General features: G+C 64.6%; 16 protein-coding genes. 11 read left to right on the forward strand and 5 right to left on the reverse strand.

Annotated elements, in window-relative coordinates:
• The first annotated feature begins 283 nt into the window (after positions 1-283).
• On the forward strand, positions 284-1498 hold the full coding sequence (locus DEM26_RS15400) for an ROK family transcriptional regulator (protein WP_369907853.1): 1215 nt from the start codon (positions 284-286) through the stop codon (positions 1496-1498).
• Here DEM26_RS15400 and DEM26_RS15405 read toward each other — a convergent pair.
• The gene (locus DEM26_RS15405; protein ID WP_109172780.1) at positions 1486-2865 is read right to left on the reverse strand and encodes a sensor histidine kinase; all 1380 of its coding nucleotides are present in this window, start codon (positions 2863-2865) and stop codon (positions 1486-1488) included. The genes DEM26_RS15400 and DEM26_RS15405 overlap by 13 nt on opposite strands.
• The gene (locus DEM26_RS15410) at positions 2865-3536 is read right to left on the reverse strand and encodes a winged helix-turn-helix domain-containing protein (RefSeq protein WP_075776881.1); all 672 of its coding nucleotides are present in this window, start codon (positions 3534-3536) and stop codon (positions 2865-2867) included. Before DEM26_RS15410 ends, DEM26_RS15405 begins: the two co-directional genes overlap by 1 nt.
• A gap of 165 nt (positions 3537-3701) precedes the next feature.
• On the opposite strand from DEM26_RS15410, the gene DEM26_RS15415 reads away from it, so the two are divergent.
• Positions 3702-4856 (forward strand): S1C family serine protease, encoded by a 1155-nt coding sequence (locus DEM26_RS15415; RefSeq protein ID WP_075776880.1) that lies wholly within the window; start codon positions 3702-3704, stop codon positions 4854-4856.
• Between the two features lie 69 nt (positions 4857-4925).
• Here the strand turns inward: DEM26_RS15415 and DEM26_RS15420 are convergent, their stop codons facing one another.
• Entirely contained in the window at positions 4926-6542 is a 1617-nt protein-coding gene (locus DEM26_RS15420; RefSeq protein ID WP_158275134.1) for an ArnT family glycosyltransferase, read from the reverse strand.
• 187 nt (positions 6543-6729) lie between these two features.
• Here DEM26_RS15420 and DEM26_RS15425 point away from each other — a divergent pair, with 187 nt between their 5' ends.
• From DEM26_RS15425 to DEM26_RS15460, 8 genes are all read left to right on the forward strand, one after another.
• On the forward strand, positions 6730-6999 hold the full coding sequence (locus DEM26_RS15425) for a YMGG-like glycine zipper-containing protein (protein WP_075776878.1): 270 nt from the start codon (positions 6730-6732) through the stop codon (positions 6997-6999).
• Positions 7000-7182: 183 nt separating this feature from the next.
• Complete coding sequence (cydD, locus tag DEM26_RS15430) at positions 7183-8871, forward strand: thiol reductant ABC exporter subunit CydD (protein ID WP_109172782.1); 1689 nt, start codon at positions 7183-7185, stop codon at positions 8869-8871.
• Positions 8868-10529: a thiol reductant ABC exporter subunit CydC gene (gene cydC / locus DEM26_RS15435; RefSeq protein WP_109172783.1), complete on the forward strand. Its 1662-nt coding sequence runs from the start codon at positions 8868-8870 to the stop codon at positions 10527-10529. Before cydD ends, cydC begins: the two co-directional genes overlap by 4 nt.
• 206 nt (positions 10530-10735) lie before the next feature.
• Positions 10736-12343, forward strand: a complete 1608-nt coding sequence (locus DEM26_RS15440) for a cytochrome ubiquinol oxidase subunit I (protein WP_088725941.1) — start codon at positions 10736-10738, stop codon at positions 12341-12343.
• Between the two features lie 6 nt (positions 12344-12349).
• Positions 12350-13513 (forward strand): cytochrome d ubiquinol oxidase subunit II, encoded by a 1164-nt coding sequence (gene cydB, locus DEM26_RS15445; RefSeq protein WP_109172784.1) that lies wholly within the window; start codon positions 12350-12352, stop codon positions 13511-13513.
• 12 nt (positions 13514-13525) lie between these two features.
• Positions 13526-13645 (forward strand): cytochrome bd-I oxidase subunit CydX, encoded by a 120-nt coding sequence (gene cydX, locus DEM26_RS15450; protein ID WP_075776874.1) that lies wholly within the window; start codon positions 13526-13528, stop codon positions 13643-13645.
• 250 nt (positions 13646-13895) lie between these two features.
• Positions 13896-14654 (forward strand): electron transfer flavoprotein subunit beta/FixA family protein, encoded by a 759-nt coding sequence (locus DEM26_RS15455; protein WP_109172785.1) that lies wholly within the window; start codon positions 13896-13898, stop codon positions 14652-14654.
• A complete protein-coding gene (locus tag DEM26_RS15460) occupies positions 14654-15580 on the forward strand; it encodes an electron transfer flavoprotein subunit alpha/FixB family protein (protein WP_078542565.1) in 927 nt (308 codons plus the stop codon). The genes DEM26_RS15455 and DEM26_RS15460 overlap by 1 nt, the downstream gene beginning before the upstream one ends.
• A gap of 76 nt (positions 15581-15656) precedes the next feature.
• Here the strand turns inward: DEM26_RS15460 and DEM26_RS15465 are convergent, their stop codons facing one another.
• Positions 15657-16478, reverse strand: a complete 822-nt coding sequence (locus tag DEM26_RS15465; RefSeq protein WP_109172786.1) for a DUF6473 family protein — start codon at positions 16476-16478, stop codon at positions 15657-15659.
• 155 nt (positions 16479-16633) lie between these two features.
• Between DEM26_RS15465 and DEM26_RS15470 the strand changes: the two genes are divergently transcribed.
• Positions 16634-17509 carry a 3-hydroxybutyryl-CoA dehydrogenase gene (locus DEM26_RS15470; protein ID WP_075776870.1) on the forward strand — a complete coding sequence of 292 codons (876 nt, stop codon included), beginning with the start codon at positions 16634-16636 and terminating at the stop codon, positions 17507-17509.
• A 265-nt stretch (positions 17510-17774) separates the two neighbouring features.
• Here the strand turns inward: DEM26_RS15470 and DEM26_RS15475 are convergent, their stop codons facing one another.
• Positions 17775-18635 (reverse strand): lysophospholipid acyltransferase family protein, encoded by an 861-nt coding sequence (locus DEM26_RS15475; protein WP_109172787.1) that lies wholly within the window; start codon positions 18633-18635, stop codon positions 17775-17777.
• Positions 18636-18644 lie beyond the last annotated feature (9 nt).

Below are 18644 nucleotides of genomic sequence, written 5' to 3' on the forward strand. Positions count from 1 at the left end.
TGTCAGTCTTCGTGATCAGGCAGGCGGTCGTCTCCGCCCAGGCCCCGGTCGCCATCAGACCAAGCGCCGTCGCTCCCAGAATCGCGGTTGTCTTCTTCATGTCAGGTCTCCTCCCAGAAACATGTCCAGCCGTCCTCCGATCGGCTTCGAGGTAAATCATGTGCGAACACGGGCCGACTCGTCAATAGATAAATCAAATGGATTTATTAATTGACAGAAGAGCCTCTGGAAGCCGATAAATACAAGGCGTAGTTTATGCGCGAGCAGCCTCGGAGAATGAATTTTGGCCCACCGCGTGATGGAATTGATCAAGACCGGAGCGGGGAAGATCGGCTCGGATCACTCCGCGATGCGCAACCGCAACGAGCGGCTCGTGATGTCGCTGATTCGCCGTCGCGGCGCCTTGGCGAAATCCGAGATCGCACGGCTCACGGGGCTCTCGGCACAGACAGTGTCGGTCATCATGCGCGCGCTCGAGGATGAAGGCTTCCTGCTGCGCTGCGACCCGGTGCGCGGCAAGGTGGGCCAGCCCACCGTGCCGATGCGCCTGAACCCCGAGGGGGCTTATTTTCTTGGCCTGAAGGTCGGGCGTCGCCGGACCGAGGTGATCCTGATCGACATGATGGGCACGCCGGTCTCGCGCCGTGTCGCGCGCCACGACTACCCCACGGCGGCTGACACGATAGCCTTCGCCATCGACGCGATCGCCCGGATGGTGACAGAACTCCCCGCCTCGAAGCGCGAGCGCATCGCCGGCCTCGGCATCGGGGCGCCGTTCAGGATGTGGGATTGGGGCGTCGCGCTCGGGCTCGAGGAAAGCGCGATGGCCGATTGGCGCGAACGCGATATCCGCACCGAACTGGAGGCGCTCTATCCGTTTCCCGTGGTGCTGGAAAACGATGCCTCTGCCGCCTGTTCGGCAGAGCTTTTGCTGGGCGATCAGACATTGCCCGACGATTTCCTCTATGCGTTCGTGGGCTTCTTCGTAGGTGGCGGGCTGGTGATGAGCGGCTCGCTTGTGACCGGCCCCAACAACAATGCGGGCGCGCTTGCCTCGATGCCGGTGCCCGACGGTCACGGCGGCCAGTGCCAGCTGCTCGACGTGGCATCGCTGTCGGTCATCGAAGCCGCGATGACGGAGCGCGGGCTCGATGCGAGTTTCCTCTGGGAGCGGCGCGATGAGTGGGATCTTCCCGAAGACATCGTCAACGACTGGCTCGCGAAAGCGGCGCGGGGCCTTGCGACTGTCGCCGCATCCTCGGCGGCGCTTTGCGATCTCGATGCGATCGTGATCGACGGCTGGATGCCCGACGATCTGCGCGCGCGGCTCGTCGCCGCCACCGAAGCGGAGCTGACGAAGATCAATCTCTCGGGCGCGGGTGTTCCGATCGTGCGCGAGGGTCAGGTGGGGCCCGATGCGCGCGCGCTGGGGGCCGCGACCTTGCCGCTGAGCCTGCGCTTCCTGACCGAGATCGATCTGCCCGATCAGGCCGACTGAGCGGACCCAACGAAGCGCAGCGACACGATCAGACCGGGATTGTTGTCGGACAGCTCCAGCTCCGCCTCGTGCAGCCCCGCCACCGCATGAACCAGCGCAAGGCCCAGCCCGTTTCCGGGCGTCGTGCGAGAGCGTTCCAGCCGATAGAGCCTGCGCAGAACCTTCTCGCGCTCGGCCTCGGGAATGCCGGGGCCACGATCGGCGACGCTGAGCGTGATTGCACCGCGCTCGCGAGACAGACTCACCGCGATCTTCGGCGCAGGCCCGCCATGGCGGATCGCGTTCTCGATCAGGTTCGACAGCATCTGTCCCAGAAGCCCCCGATCGCCCTGCACGATGAGCGGCGCGTCTGGCCGCTGCAGGGTCAGCGAACCGCCCGCCTCTTCGGCGCTGGCCTCGTAAAGCTCGGTGATATCGGCGGCGAGCGCGCCCAGATCGACCGTCGCGAAACGTGCCTTCGGGCTGCCGCCCTCGATTTGGGCGATCCGCAGCAACGAGTGGAACACGGCGACCGCGCGCTCGGCCTCGGTGCCTGCCTGCTCGGCCAGCGCGCGGGGCGGCGCGTCCTCGGGCAAGGCCTCTTGCAGCTCCGAGAGTAGCACCGAAATCCGCTGCATCGGCGTCTTCAGGTCATGCGCGATATCGGCGGAGACCTGACGCAGCGCCGCAACCGTCGCCTCCTGCGTCTCGGCCATCACGTTAAGCCGCGCCCCGATCCGTGCGAGGTCATCGCCGCGCCGCGCCTTCACCTCGTCGCGCGGCACCCGCGCCTCGAGCCGCCCCTCGGTAAGATCGTCCAGCGTGTTCTCGATCGCGCTCACCCGTTTGCGCGCCCGCATCCCGACCCACGCACCATAGGCGGCAGAGACCAGAAGCGAGGGTACGAAGGAGAAGACGAGAATCGCGAGGAAGGTCGAGGTCAGTTCCGCAATCGGCGCGCGACTTTCGCCGATCACCAGCAAGCCGCCCGCAAGCGGCATGGTCAGCGTGAAATATCCATGTTTCGACAGCGGCGCATATTCGGGATGACGCGAGATGACCCAGCTGTCGCCCTCATGGGTGACCCGCACATTGCCGACCTGCCGCCCGTCCGACATCACGAAGGCGATGGCGCGCTCTGACGGATCGGACGCCCGCGCCTCCGCCGACACGATCACAGAGAGCGTCTCGGGGTTGGCGGCAACCTGAAACACTGCCGTCTGCTGCTTTAGATCAGCGCGGATCGATTCCTCGGTCGAGGAGCGCAGCGCGACATAGGCGAAGCCCAGCGTCACCAGCAGGATCGCAAAGACGATCCCCATCAGCCCGAGCGCCTGCCGCAGCGGCGTCGAGGCAAGGATTTCCGCGCGATTCAGACGTGCCTTCATCAGCCCTCGATCCGGTAGCCCGCGCCGCGCACGGTGTGGATGAGATCACGGTCGAACGGCTTGTCGACCTTGTTCCGGAGCCGCGAAATATGCGTCTCCACCACATTGGTCTGCGGATCGAAATTCAGATCCCACACGCCCTCCAGCAGCATCGTCCGGGTTTGCACCCGCCCCTTGCGACGCAGAAGGAATTCCAGCAGCGAGAATTCGCGCGGCAGAAGGTCGATCTCCTGTCCGCCGCGCGTCACCTTGCGCGCGATCAGGTCCATCTTCAGATCGCCCGCCTCCAGCATTACCTGCTCCGACTGCGCTTGCGGGCGACGCGCCAGCGCCGCGAGCCGCGCCGACAACTCGCCGAAGGCAAAGGGTTTCACGAGATAATCGTCGGCACCCGCGTTGAGCCCCTCGATCCGGTCGTCCACGCCGCCAATCGCGGTGAGGAAGATGATCGGCGTCGTGACCTTTGCGGCCCGGATCGCGCGGGTGATCGAGAGACCGTCCAGCTCCGGCAGCATCCGGTCGATGATCATCACGTCGTAGCTGCCGCCCAGCGCCTGGGTCAGCCCGTCGCGGCCATTCGCGAGATGGTCGACCGTGTGGCCCTCTTCGCGCAGGCCACGCAGAACGTAATCGGCGGTGGTCGCGTCGTCTTCGATCAACAGCAGTTTCATCGCACTCGCTTTCTCGGTTCGCGACATATGTGGCCGATGACACCGCACAAGTCACGCACCCCTCCCCTAAAGGTGAAAAGGATAACAACTCTGCAATCTTCCCGCAGAGTCCCTGACAGGCTAGGCCCTCACATAGGGTGCATACCTGTCAAAAAGGAGAGAAACATGCAGGACATTCGCAAAGCTCCCCTGCTGCGCACCCTCGCCACCACCGCCATGCTCGGCGCCGGCGCCGTGGCGACGAGCGGTCTGGCACTGGTCCCGAACGTGGCTGCGGCCGAAACCTTCACCAACACCGTCGACCTGGTGAAGAAGGTGATGCCCGCCGTGGTCACCATCGAGATCAAGAAGCAGGCCAACGATCAGGAAATGGCCCAGATGGGGATGCCTCAGGATTTCCCCTTCGAGTTCTTCCAGCGTCGTTTCGGCATGCCCGACATGGGCCCCAACGGTCAGGGTCAGCCGATGCAGCGTCCTGAGATCACCGGTCTCGGCACTGGCTTCATCATCCAGAAAGACGGCCATATCGTCACCAACGCCCACGTCGTCGACGGCGCCGAGAGCGTGAAGGTTACCTTCTCCGACGGCTCGACCGCGGATGCGAAAGTGATCGGCGAAGACAAGGCCACCGACATCGCGCTGATCAAGGTCGATACCAACAAGGACCTCGACACCGTGGGCTTCGGCGACAGTCAGGCCGCGCAGGTCGGCGAGCCGGTCGTGGCGATCGGCAACCCGTTCGGCCTCGGCACCTCCGTGTCGACCGGCATCGTCTCGGCCAAAGGCCGCGACTTGAAATCGGGCCCCTTCGATAACTACATCCAGACTGACGCAGCCATCAACAAAGGCAACTCGGGTGGCCCGCTCTTTGACGACCAAGGCCAGGTGATCGGCATGAACACCGCGATCCTGTCGCCCACTGGCGGTTCCGTCGGGATCGGTTTCTCGGTGCCCTCCGACACCATCAAGAGCGTCGTCGCCGACCTGCAGGACAATGGCACGGTGAAGCGCGGCTTCCTCGGCGTGCAGATCCAGCCGGTCAGCGAGGACATCGCCGCGGCGCTGGGGCTCGACCAACCGGAAGGTGTGCTCGTAGCCGACGTGTCGCCCGACACGCCCGCGAAGAAAGCTGGTCTGAAGCGCGGCGACATCATCGTCGGCGTGGATGGCAAGCCGATGAAAGCCCCCCGCGATCTGACCCGTGCGATCGGGTCCGACGAGCCGGGAACCGAAGTGCAGCTCTCGCTGCTGCGCGCGAACAAGCCGCTCACGCTCTCCGTCACTCTCGATGAGCGGCCCACCGAGAAGACCAAGTCGTAATACTTGCAGTCTATCGGTTTGAAGGCACGCCCGGAGCATCCGCTTCGGGCGTGTCTTTAGTTTGAAGTGTCAGTTCGCACTGGTGGGCGTGGCCGCAGCATCCGAAGCAGACGGCGCAATCGCCTCCGCGACCTGATAGAGCCGCCAGTCGTTCTGCCGGAAATGCCGCTCGGCGATCTGGCTCAGACCGTCGACGCCCTCGATCGGATTCGCTGCGAGAACCAGCCCGTCGGGATGCGCCGCCATCCAGCGCCCGAGATCGGCGCTGTTGCCAAGCACCGTCACCGGGTTCTCGAGCCGCGCGACGAAGGAGAACTGCCCCGCATAGCCGCGATCGGTGGTGGCCACGCCATTTTCCGAATGCGAAGCGATCAGGCTCGCGATTGGTGCCGGATCGTAGACTTTCCAGAGGATCGGCCAGACCATGATCTGAATGGCGATCAGCACCAGCGGCGCGACGAAGGCTTCGGCGAACCAGCCCTGCCGCGCTTTCAGCACGATTAGCGCGCCGCCCACGAGCAGCGCCACGCCAGCGATCACGAAGAGCCACGATCCGGTGCCCTCGGGCAGTTCGGGGAACGCCCCGAAATGCACCGAAGCCGCAGCAATCGCTGTCGCCACGCCGGGCAGAAGCCACAGCAGGCGCAGCCAGCGCATCCGGCGCTCCGCCGTGGGCAGCAATCCCGACAGGATCAGCGCCAGCGCGGGCATTTCCGGCACAAGGTAATGCGCCTGCTTGCCCGAGATCAGCGAGAAGGCGAGGAAGGCGGTGACGAACCAGACCGTCACCATGCGCGTGCCCGCATCCTCCCAGAGCCGCGACGGCCTGAACGTAGCCAGCCCCGCGCGGCTCCAGCCCCACGGCCAGAGGAAGAACGGCAGCAACGCCACGAAGAACCAGAAGGGGCGACCATGGGCAAAGCTTTCCACCATCCGCCCGGCGCTCTGCTTCCACAGAATCTGCTCGCGGTATTCAGCACCGCCGAAGATGATCGCGGGGCCGAGCCATAGCAGGACGATGCCGAAACCGATCAGAAAACCGATTCCGATCCGCGCATACCACTGCTTGAGCGCGGGCCGCTCCGCCCCGGTCGCCCAAAGCGGCATCAAAAGCGCGGTCGGCAGCACATGCACCAGGATCACCGGCCCCTTGGCGAAGACGCCGAAGGCCAGCGCGATGCCAAGCCCGATCACCGGGGCGAAGCGCTCCGTGTCGCGCATCGCCCAGACTGCGAGCATTCCCGTCAGCGTCGCCGCCGTGAGCATCGTGTCGAACATCGTTGTCGAGCCGAAGAGCAGAAACACGCCGCTCGTCCCAAGGATCAGTGCGGCGAGTCCGGCGCGCTCCGGTTCCTCCGGCCAGAGCTTGCGCGCGAGCACCGCGACCAGTCCGACCGACAGCAGCCCGAAGGCGGGCGCCACGAGCCGCGCCGCCCATTCGCTGGGGCCAGTCACGCTCCAGACGATATTGATGAGCCAGAACAGAAGCGGCGGCTTGTCGGAATAGATCGCCCCGTTGAGATGCGGCACCAGCTTGGAGCCGCCCTGCCACATTTCCCAGGCGACGGTGACATAGCGCGTCTCGTCGATCGCCATCAGCGGGCGCATGATCATCAACACCACCGCGCTCAATGCGAAAAGGAAAAGCGCTCCGATCAGGGGAACGCGCCAGGCGGTCGAACTCATAGGCGGGTCTTTCTGTCGTATGTCTCGAGATGTCTTTCTTTGCTTGACCCCCGAATGACCGCGCATGTCAAGCCGCTGGGTCATCACGGCTCCAGAATAGATGCTCAAAACTAATTAAGAAAAACTTGGAACTGCCCGGAGAGGGGCGACGTTGGATGTCCGAAGACACAGAAGGGAGACACGTACCATGAAGAAGATGTTCCTGATCCTGCCGCTCAGCGCCACCGTTGCCGTTGCAGGCTGCCAGATGTCGCAACAGGACCGCGCTGCCGCGACCGGCGGTGTTGCCGGTGCCGCGATCGGCGCTGCCGTTTCGGATGATGGCGACCGCGTTCAAAACGCCGCGATCGGCGGCGCAGTCGGCACCGTTGCCGGCGCCCTGATCGGTAAAGCCAACCAGCCGGGTCAGTGCCGCTATCGTGACTCGTATGGCCGCGAGTACATCGCGCCCTGCTAAGGCCCCGCCACAGGTAACCTCGAAAACCGTTCGGACCCTCATCCGAACGGTTTTTTTCATGTCGGCATGAAGGTTCGTACCGCAGACGTGACAAGCGCGGATTGTCGCACTCCATTGTCGCAGCCCCTCTGCCCGGCTATCTCGACAGCCAAGCGCGAAAGAGGAAAAGACCCCAAAACCCGCATGACAGACGCCACGACCCAAGCGCCGAAGCCGAAAGCCGTTCTGACCCGCATCGCTCAGCCCGTCGCGGGCAAGTTGAAGCTCGCCGGGTGGCTCGGTGTGGCCTCGGCGCTGATCTGGCCCGCGCAGGCCGCTCTGATCGGTTTGGTACTTGGCGATCTGGTCGCACCGGGGGTGAGCCCGTCGCTCTCGCCGCTCGCCGGGGCTGCTGGCTTCGTGGTGCTGGCGCTCGTGCGGATCGTCCTCGACTGGATTTCGCAGAAGCTCTCGGCCGATGCCGCCGAGGTGGTGCTGCGTGAGAGCCGCGAGAAGCTGATCCGAAAGGCGCTGCGTCAGGCTAGCGGCGCCGCCGCGCTGTCGCCTGCGGAACTGGCTTCGCTGTCCGCGGAGAAGCTCGGCGCGCTCGGCCCATGGGCCACGCGCTATCAGCCCGCCTTCCTGCGCGCCCGGATCATCCCCCTCGCCTTCATCCTGCTCGCTGCCACGCAAAGCTGGGCGGTCGCGGGAATCCTGCTGATCGCCGGGCCGCTGATCCCGATCTTCATGGCGCTTGTCGGCATGGCCGCGCAGGACGCCTCGGAAAAGCAGATGGTCGAAATCGGTTCGCTCAACCGGCTGCTGATCGATCGGATCGCCGCGATCACCGATCTGCGACTTCTGGGCGCGGAGGCCCGCTCGCGCGCCGATCTGGAAACCAAATCCGAAGACCTGCGCCTCCGCACGATGGCGGTTCTGCGGGTTGCCTTCCTCTCCTCGACGCTTCTGGAACTCTTCGCCGCGATCGGCGTGGCGCTGGTCGCGGTCTATGTCGGCTTCTCGCTGATCGGCTGGATGAATTTCGGCACATGGGGCAGCAAGATGACTCCGGCCGAGGGGATTTTCCTGCTGATGATCGCGCCCGAGTTTTTCCAGCCGCTGCGCGATCTCGCTGCGGCATGGCATGACCGGGCCGCTGCGCTCGCCGTAGCCTCCGAGTTGGAGACGACCGAGACTGCAATCGCCAAGGCCAACACGCTGATGGGCACTGGAGGCGAAGGCACGGCACCGACGCTTGGCACGCTGCGTTGGCACGGGCTGCAAATCCGCCCCGGCGAGGCCGCCGCTCCGCTCCCCCTGCCCGATGGCGACATCGCCCCGGGCGAGGCGGTCGCGATCACAGGACCGTCGGGCGCAGGCAAGACGACGCTTCTGACCGCGCTGGTCGGTCTGATCCATCCCGAGGCGGGGAAGATCACGCTGGGCGATACCTCCCTGACAGAGGAAAACGCCGATGACTGGCGCGCAGCCTTCGGCTGGATTCCTCAAAGCCCGCGCTTCGCCGATGCGAGCCTGCGCGAACTGATCACGCTGAACCGTCCCGGCGACCTCGATGCAGCGCTCGACGCCGCGCAGGCCACCGAGGTCGTCGCGGGCCTTCCCGGCGGGCTCGACGCCCGGCTGGGCGATATGGGCGGCGGCGTCTCGGGCGGCGAGGCGCGGCGTCTGCTGATCGCGCGGGCCCACTACGCGGGCCGCCCGATCGTGTTGGCCGACGAACCGACCGCCGATCTCGATGCCGAGACGGGCGCGAAAGTCATCGCGGCTCTTCTGGCGTTACGAACGCAGGGCACGACCTTGATCGTCGCAAGCCACGACCCTGCCCTCGTTGCCGCGATGGACCGTCAGATCGACTTGGAGGGCGCAGCATGAGAACGCTTCTGACCCTCACCGCTCGCCTGATCAGCGATCAGAAATGGGCCTTCAGCAGGGGCCTCGCGCTGTCGTTCCTCGTGCTCGCGATGGGGGCGGCGCTGCTCGGCCTGTCGGGCTGGTTCATCACCGCCTCGGCCTTGGCCGGGATTACGGGGCTGGGCCTCAACTTCAATTTCTTCACCCCCTCGGCAGGCGTGCGCGGGCTGGCTTTGGGTCGCGCAGTCTCGCGCTATGGCGAACGGTTGCTGACCCATGACGCCACGCTGCGTGCGCTGGCGAAGCTGCGCATCGACCTGATGGATGGCGTCTCGCGCCGCCCGCATGAGGAACAGGCGCGGCTGCGCGGTGCGCAGGCGCTGAACCGGATCACCTCGGACGTGGATGCGCTTGATGGCGTATTGCTGCGGCTGGTCATCCCCTTCCTTGCAGGCGGCATGGTCCAGATCGCGGCGCTTCTGATGCTGGGGTGGCTCGAAGGGCTGCCGATCGGGCTCGCGGTCTTCCTGATCTACCTGCTGGGCGGTGGGCTCGGCCTGATCTGGGTCGCCCGAGCCGCCCGCCACGATGCCCGCGCCGCCGAAACGGCACTGCAGAACATTCGCCGCCGCGCGCTGGAGACGATGCGCGCGCGAGCCGATCTGGCCGTGGCCGGACAGCTGGAGGCCGCAACTGCGCAGACCCTGGCCGAGGTCGAGGCCGAAGCGCTCGCGCGGCGCAATCTCGAGGCGCTCGACCGCCGGGTGGGGGCGGTGATTTCCGCCACCACCGCGCTTGCCGGGGCGGCCGCCCTGGCGATCGCCGGACAGATGGCGCTGGCCGGGCAGATCACGCCCGCGCGCGCCGCGGTGGGCCTGTTCGTGGCGCTGGCACTGGCCGAGTCGCTGATGCTGCTGCGCCGAGGCATGGCCGAGATTGGACGCATGCAGGAGGCGGGCGCGCGGGTCATGGAGCTGACCGATACGCCCACAAGCGCCCAGCCCGACGGCCACGCCCCCACCGATATGGACGCCCCGCTGCTCGAGGCGCGCCAAGTTGCCTTCACCCGCGCCAAGAGCGCCGCGCCGCTCTTTTCCGATCTGACCTTCACCCTCGCGCGCGGTCAGACCGTGATGCTTGCCGGGCCCTCGGGCGCGGGGAAATCCACCGCACTCGCCGTGCTGTCCGGCCTTCTCAAGCCGTCCGGTGGCGAGATCACGGCGATGGGCCGCGCGCTGGCCGACTGGCCGGAGGGAGACCTGCGCGATGTCCTCACAATGGTGCCGCAGCGCAGCCAGTTGATCGGCGGCACTATTGCCGAGAATCTCGCGCTCGCCCTGCCTCCCGGAACGCAACTCGATGACGATGCGGCATGGGCCGCGCTGCGCGCCGTGGCGCTGGATGAAGTGATCGTGGCGCGCGGCGGGCTCGAAGCACGGCTTGGCGAAGGCGGCACGGGATTGTCCGGCGGGCAGGCGAAACGATTGGCGCTGGCCCGTGCGGCGCTGCGCCGGCCCGACATCCTTCTGCTGGACGAACCGACCGAGGGACTCGACGCCCAAACCGCCGCCGCGACGCTGGCCGGATTACGGGCGCTTCTGCCCGAGGCGGGCTTCGTTCTGGTCTCTCACCGCCAGCCCGACCAGAGCGCCGCCACGGCCACGATCGCGCTGAAATGACGCACGACCTGCGACGATAAGCCCCTAAAATCACGAGACATATTCCCGTTCACCTCTGTTCACGTCCGCGTGCGACACATCGTCAATTTGATTTGGCTCAAAGTCGCGCGCCGACCGCCTCCTCATAACCTGCATCCAGGAAAAACATTTCCGGAGAATCCGGCTTTTCATCGCGCCGGATGCAAGTAGGGAAACGGAGAACGAGAATGGATTTCGGGATCGTCGAGCTGTCACGGCTGCAATTTGCCATGACAGCGATGTATCACTTCCTCTTCGTGCCGCTGACGCTTGGTCTGTCGATCATCGTGGCGATCATGGAGACGGTCTATGTGATGACCAACCGCCCCGTCTGGCGGCAAATGACCAAGTTCTGGGCCACGCTGTTCGGCATCAACTTCGTGCTGGGCGTGGCCACGGGCCTCACGATGGAATTCCAGTTCGGCATGAACTGGAGCTATTACTCGCATTACGTCGGCGACATTTTCGGCGCACCGCTCGCGATCGAGGGCCTGATGGCCTTCTTCATGGAAGCGACTTTCGTCGGGTTGATGTTCTTCGGATGGGAGAAGCTGAGCCCGGTCAAGCACATGGTCGTCACGTGGCTGGTCGCCATCGGCTCGAACTTCTCTGCTTTGTGGATCCTGATCGCGAACGGCTGGATGCAGAACCCGGTCGGGGCGGCGTTCAATCCGCTGACGATGCGGATGGAAATGACCTCCTTCTTCGATGTCGTGTTCAACCCGGTGGCCCAGGCCAAGTTCGTGCACACGGTCTCCGCTGGCTACGTCACAGCGGCCGTCTTCGTGATGGGCGTGTCGAGCTGGTACATGCTCAAGGGGCGTCACCTCGAACTGGCCCGCCGCTCCATCGCGGTCGCCGCTGCGTTCGGCCTCGCCTCGGCGCTGTCGGTGGTGATCCTCGGCGACGAGTCGGGCTACGAGACGACGCATAACCAGAAGATGAAACTCGCCGCGATGGAAGCCATGTGGAAGACCGAACCGGCCCCCGCCTCCTTCACGCTCTTCGGCATTCCCGATCAGCAAGCGCGCGAGACCAAATACGCGATCCACATCCCGTGGGTGATGGGCCTCATCGGTACCCGCTCGCTGACCGAGCAGATCACCGGGATCGACGATCTGGTCAAAGGCTCGGAGGAGCGGATCCGCAACGGCATCGTCGCCTATAATGATCTGCTGAAAATTCGCGAAGCGAAGGGGGATGTCCCCGCTGACGTCACCGCGGAATTCAACAAGAACGTCGGCGATCTCGGTTACGCCTACCTGCTCAAACGCTACGTGGACGATCCGCGTCAAGCGACCGACGCGCAGATCAAGAAGGCCGCGAACGACACGGTCCCAACGGTCTGGCCGATCTTCTGGTCCTTCCGCCTGATGGTTGCGCTAGGTTTCTCCTTCATCGCGCTGATGGTCTACTTCTTCGTCGTCTCGAACTGGAAGGGCATGAACTATCCCCGCTGGGCGCTGCGTCTGGCCGTGATCGTCATCCCCGCCCCTTGGATCGCCGCGGAACTGGGCTGGTTCACCGCCGAGTTCGGACGCCAGCCTTGGACCGTCGACGGCGTGCTGCCTACGGCGCTTTCGGTCAGCCACCTTTCGGTGGGCGACCTGCTGTTCACGCTGCTGGGCTTCGTCGCCTTCTATACCGTGCTCTTCGTCGTCGAGATGGGCCTGATGCTCAAATACATCAAGAAAGGCCCGTATCAGGATGTCGAGGTCACCCAGGAGTGGCTGCAACGACATGACGATCGCCTGTCCGGTCGCGGCGGCAACCCTGTCACCATGCCTGCGGAGTAAGAACCAATGATCCTCTATGAACTTATCCCCCTCGACGTTCTACGCGTCATCTGGTGGCTGCTGCTGGGCGTCCTGCTGATCGGCTTCGCGCTGACCGACGGCTTCGACATGGGCGTGGGCGCACTGCTGCCCTTCGTCGGCAAGACCGATAGCGAGCGCCGCGTGGCGATCAACACGATCGGCCCGGTCTGGGAAGGGAACCAGGTTTGGTTCATCCTCGGCGGGGGCGCGATCTTCGCGGCCTGGCCACCCCTCTATGCGGTAAGCTTCTCGGGGTTCTACCTCGCGATGTTCCTCGTGCTCGCGGCGCTGATCCTGCGCCCGGTCGGCTTCAAGTATCGCTCGAAGCGCGACTCGGCTGCGTGGCGCAATGGCTGGGACTGGGCGCTCTTCGTGGGCGGCGCGGTTCCGGCACTGATCTTCGGCGTGGCCGTGGGCAACGTTCTGCAAGGCGTGCCCTTCGAGCTCAACGACATGCTGATGCCGCTCTATCCGGGCAACTTCATCATGAAGCTGCTGGGCCTTCTGAACCCCTACGCGCTGCTTGCAGGCGTGGTGTCGCTGTCGATGCTGATGATGCATGGCGCGGCGTGGCTCTCGGTGAAGACCGAAGGCGCGGTGAAGGTCCGCGCGACCGAGATCGGCTCTGTTGCGGGCATGGCGGCCTTCGTTGCCTATATCGTCGCTGGCATCTGGCTCGCCTTCGGGATCAAGGGCTACCACGTCACCTCGGTCGTGCCGGCGAATGGCCCCTCCAACCCGCTATTCTCGACGGTCGAGCATGGCGGGAGCTGGATGCAGGCCTATGCGGACCGCCCGTGGATCGCGATTGCGCCGATTCTCGGCCTCGCGGGGATCGCCATGGCGGTGCGGGGGCTGCGCGCCGGCCGCGAAGTCTCGACGCTGCTCTGGTCGAAACTGGGCATCTTCGGCGTGATCTCCTCGGTCGGCCTGACGATGTTCCCCTTCATCCTGCCGAGCTCGAAAATGCCCGACGCCTCGCTGACGGTCTGGGACGCGTCGTCCTCCCACCAGACGCTCTTCATCATGCTCATCGCCGCGTTGATCTTCATGCCGCTCATCCTCGCCTATACCGCATGGGTCTATAAGGTTCTGTGGGGCAAGGTGACGGTCGCAGATGTCGAGCGCGACAGCCATACAGCTTATTAAGGAGACAGACAGATGTGGTACTTCGCATGGATCCTCGGACTTCCGCTGGCCGCTCTGGTCGCCGTCGCCAACGCGATGTGGCTCGAGATGCAGAACGACGCGCGGATCGCCGGTGAGCGGCGCCAGGACTGAGCTCGCAGCCGGAAAGCCAAATCAAGGAAAGGCCGTCCCCCGGGGCGGCCTTTTTGCCATCGGCGAGACGGTACCGGGGCGACGCAACGGCAATGGGCCCCGACCGCTAGCGCAAACAGTCGAAAAGACGTGACGTTTCAGGGCCAAAACGAGGCGTTTTCCCCCTGTCCCTTCGCCCCGTGCTCTTGTAACAAAATTGCCGAATGAATCCGTTCGCCGCAATTTGGCGGACCAGACAAGGGAGACACGCATGAAGGTCCTGGTACCCGTCAAACGCGTGATCGACTACAACGTGAAAGCTCGCGTGAAAGCGGACGGAAGCGGTGTCGATCTCGCCAATGTCAAAATGTCGATGAACCCGTTCGACGAAATCGCTGTCGAAGAGGCGATCCGTCTGAAGGAGAAGGGCGCCGTCGAAGAGATCGTCGCGGTCTCGATCGGCGTGAAGCAGGCGCAGGAAACGCTGCGCACCGCGCTCGCGATGGGTGCGGACCGTGCGATCCTTGTGGTCGCTGCCGATGACGTGCAAACCGATATCGAGCCGCTGGCCGTCGCCAAGATCCTCGCCAAGGTCGTCGAGGAAGAGCAGCCCGGCATGGTGATCCTCGGCAAGCAGGCGATCGACAACGACATGAACGCGACCGGCCAGATGCTGGCCGCACTTCTGGGCTGGGGTCAGGCGACCTTCGCATCCGAAGTCGTGGTCGAGGGCGAGGCCGCGAAGGTCACCCGCGAAGTCGACGGCGGTCTGCAGACCATCGAGGTCAAGCTGCCCGCGATCGTCACCACCGACCTTCGTCTGAACGAGCCGCGCTACGCCTCGCTGCCGAACATCATGAAGGCGAAGAAGAAGCCGCTCGAGGAGAAAACCGCCGACGACTACGGCGTCGACGTCTCGCCGCGCCTCGAAGTGGTGAAGGTCACCGAGCCCGAAGCGCGTCAGGCTGGCGAAATGGTGCCGGATGTCGACACGCTGGTTGCGAAACTCAAAGAGAAGGGGGTCGTGTGATGGCCGTTCTGCTGCTGGGTGAAGTGAATGATGGCGAACTGTCGGTCGACGCGACCGCCAAGGCCGTCTCCGCCGCGAAAAGCCTCGGCGATGTGACCGTGCTCTGCGCGGGTGCCTCTGCTGCCGCGGCCGGTGAAGCCGCCGCGAAGATCGACGGTGTCGCGAAGGTTCTCGTGGCCGAGGACCCGTCGCTGAGCCACCGTCTGGCGGAGCCGACCGCCGCGCTGATCGTGTCGCTCGCGGGCGATTACTCGCATATCGTGGCGCCTGCCACGACCGATGCGAAGAACGTGATGCCGCGTGTCGCAGCCCTTCTCGACGTGATGGTGATCTCGGATGTCTCCGGCGTCGTCGATGCCGACACGTTCGAGCGCCCGATCTACGCGGGCAACGCGATCCAGACCGTGAAATCGAAGGACGAGAAGAAGGTCATCACCTTCCGCACCTCGACCTTCGACGCCGCCGGCGAAGGCGGTTCGGCTTCGGTCGAGACCGTCGCCATGTCGGACGCGCCCGCTCTGTCGAGCTGGATCGAGGACAAGGTCGCCGAGAGCGATCGTCCGGAGCTGACCTCGGCGAAGATCGTCGTCTCGGGCGGCCGTGGCGTCGGCTCGGAAGAGGACTTCAAGGTGATCGAAGCGCTGGCCGACAAGCTTGGCGCGGCTGTGGGTGCCTCGCGCGCCGCCGTCGACTCGGGCTTCGCGCCGAACGACTGGCAGGTCGGTCAGACCGGCAAGGTCGTGGCACCCGAGCTCTACATCGCCTGCGGCATTTCGGGGGCTATCCAGCACCTCGCCGGCATGAAGGACTCGAAGATCATCGTCGCGATCAACAAGGACGAAGAAGCGCCGATCTTCCAGGTCGCCGATTACGGCCTGGTCGCGGACCTCTTCGACGCCGTTCCGGCGCTGACCGAAAAGCTCTGATCCGCGGACGGGGCGCTGCACCCCCGCGATAGTGGAACCAAATCGAAAGGGCGGGGAAATCCCCCGCCCTTTCCTGTTAGAGCAATGGCTTCAGAGCAGACGCGAGCGCCGCTGCGATCTCCTCATGCACCAGCGGCCCCGGCACCATTTCCGCGGCTGGTTCCTCAAGCGGCGTGAAGTGCATCCCCGCCGTGCCCGCGCTACGTGCCGCCGCCGAAGGCTTGACCCGGACCACGTCCGACACGAGCGAGCGCAGCGCCTCCACCATGGGTTCGGTGACCATCAACGGCTCGGGCCCAAGATCGTCGCTCCGGGCGGAGTCGTTGAACGCCCCGAGCCACAGCAGCAGCTTGCGCCCCTTGATCTTGGCCAGAAGCGCGGTCATCCGCTGCAGCCACGCCTCCTGCAATTCGGCCTCGAGCAGCGTGAATTTCTCGGGCTCGCGTTCTTTCAATGTGCTCAGCATGTGACGCGTGAAGTTGAACTCGGTGAAATCCACGCCGCGGAAGATCGAGCGCATCAGGCTCGAAGCGCGCAGGAACCGATCGTTGCGGCGCGGATGCACGGCATAAAAGCGGTTGGACATATTCTGCGCCCCGAGCAACTGGATGACCGTAACCTTCGCGGCCTCCGATGCGGCGGCCAGTTGCGGCTCGTGCAGGAACACGTCGATCCCGGCATTCAGATAACCGAAATTCACCACCGGCATCTCCAGCCGCGCCTCGAGCAGCGCGGGCCAAGGAAGCTCCACGAACTTGCCATAGGTCTCCGTCCCGCCCATCGCCGCGATGAAATCGCCTTGCAGCGCACGGCGCGGCCCGCGGAACAGCAGTTTGGATTTCCCATATCTGCACGGGAAGTAATCGAGAGCGCCATCGCCCGTAAATTCGAAAGCCATTTTCCCACCTCAGTCTGTATTCGACTCGCCCGAGGCCAGAATGCGCCCGAAGTCTTGCCAAACGGCTAATGTTAAAATGATCTCAGCCCTGCGTTTCGCTTGCATGGACCGAGCGGAGAACTATGGTCAGGGCGCAAAGCGTGAGAGGGAAAATTATGGCGATCGAGAAAGTGGGCATCGTGGGTGCAGGGCAGATGGGCAACGGGATCGCCCATGTCTTCGCGCTGGCCGGATATGACGTTCTGCTGAACGACATCAGCGACGAGGCGCTGACGAAGGCGATCGCCACGATCACCAAGAACCTCGATCGGCAGGTGTCGCGTGGGAAAATCTCGGAAGACGAGAAGAACACCGCGCTGAAGCGGATCACCACGACCACGAAACTGAGCGAACTGGGCCCGACCGATCTGGTGATCGAGGCCGCAACCGAGCGCGAGACCGTCAAGCAGGCGATCTTCGAAGACCTGCTGCCGCATCTCAAGCCGACGACGATCCTGACCTCGAACACCTCGTCGATCTCGATCACCCGGCTCGCCTCGCGCACCGACCGCCCCGAGAAGTTCATGGGCTTCCACTTCATGAACCCGGTGCCGGTGATGCAGTTGGTCGAACTGATCCGCGGCATTGCGACCGATCAGGAGACCTACAAGACGCTGCACGAGGTCGTCGAAAAACTCGGCAAGACCGCCGCGTCTGCCGAAGATTTCCCGGCCTTCATCGTGAACCGCATCCTGATGCCGATGATCAACGAGGCGGTCTATACGCTTTATGAAGGCGTGGGGAACGTGCGCTCGATCGACGAGTCGATGAAGCTCGGCGCGAACCATCCGATGGGGCCGCTGGAACTGGCCGACTTCATCGGGCTCGACACCTGCCTCGCGATCATGAACGTGCTGCATGACGGACTGGCCGATACCAAGTACCGCCCCTGCCCGCTTCTGACGAAATATGTCGAAGCCGGCTGGCTTGGTCGCAAGACCGGGCGCGGCTTCTACGACTATCGCGGCGAAGAGCCGGTGCCGACGCGCTGAACCGATGGGGTTGAGGGGCGCTGCCCCTCGCGACTCGTCGCTCCCCCCGGGATATTTCGGGCAGCTGGAAAGCCGCTCAGGCTTTCTTTACCCAGCTCCAGTTAAATGGTCTCGCGGAACAGGCGGGACGCCGATTCCCGCGCAGTTGGAAGCGCCCGGCTTGCCCTGACCTAAGAGGCATAGCCGGGCGTTCTTCTTTCCAACTGGGTCGAATATCCCGGGGAACGGCGGAACCGCGGGGACAGAGCCCTCGCCGTCAGCCGTCTTACAGCGCCAGGGTTTCCGCCCGCAGATCCGCAAGGAACTTGCGCGGGTTCTTCAGGGCCTCGGCAATCTCTTCGGGCCGCTTTGCCGGGCCGATCGCGGGGTTCTGCGGCTTGTTCAGCGCGCGCTTGATTTCATACAACAGCAGCCCTTGGCGCACCGTCGCGCTCAGCTTGTTGGCGATCTGATAGGCGCGCGAATTCTGCCCCGGGAAGTGGATCGGCAACACCGAGGCGTTCGACCGGGCGAGCATCTTCGCGGTGAAGGGATTCCATTCCTGCTCGATCACCGGGCCCATCAGCGTCTCGGAATGCGCCACCTGCCCCGCAGGGAATAGCACCACAACGCCACCGCGCTTGAGCTGCGCCATGCAGGCCGCGCGCATCTTGAGACTGTCTTCGCGGGCATTGGGCTCGTGCGGGAAGGGCACGGGCAGCATGTATTGCTCGACCTCGGGAATCCCGGTCAGCAGCGAGCGGGTAAGGATCAGGAAATCGTCGCGCACTTGGCCGATCAGGTAGGCCAGCACCATCCCGTCCACCAGCCCATGCGGGTGGTTGGCGACGACCACCAGCGGGCCCTCTTTCGGGATATGGGCGATTTGCTCTGGTGGCGTCGTGACATCGATCCCCATCACGTCGAGCGCTTGCGGCCAGAACTCGGCCCCGACCGGGGCGCCGCGCTTCTCGAACTTGCGGATCAGGTGCAGAAGCTGCGCCTTCGCCGTCATCCATTCCAGAGTGCGGATCGTGCCGACCTTGAACGGGTTGGAAAACGTTCCCGCATAGGACAGGCGACGCTTATCATACGGCTTCGATACGGCTTGCGCGGCTTCGATTGCGATGTCGCTCTCTTGGTTCATTGGTCGAAC

This window comes from Thioclava sp. NG1 (assembly GCF_003122275.1).
Lineage (GTDB): Bacteria > Pseudomonadota > Alphaproteobacteria > Rhodobacterales > Rhodobacteraceae > Thioclava > Thioclava nitratireducens.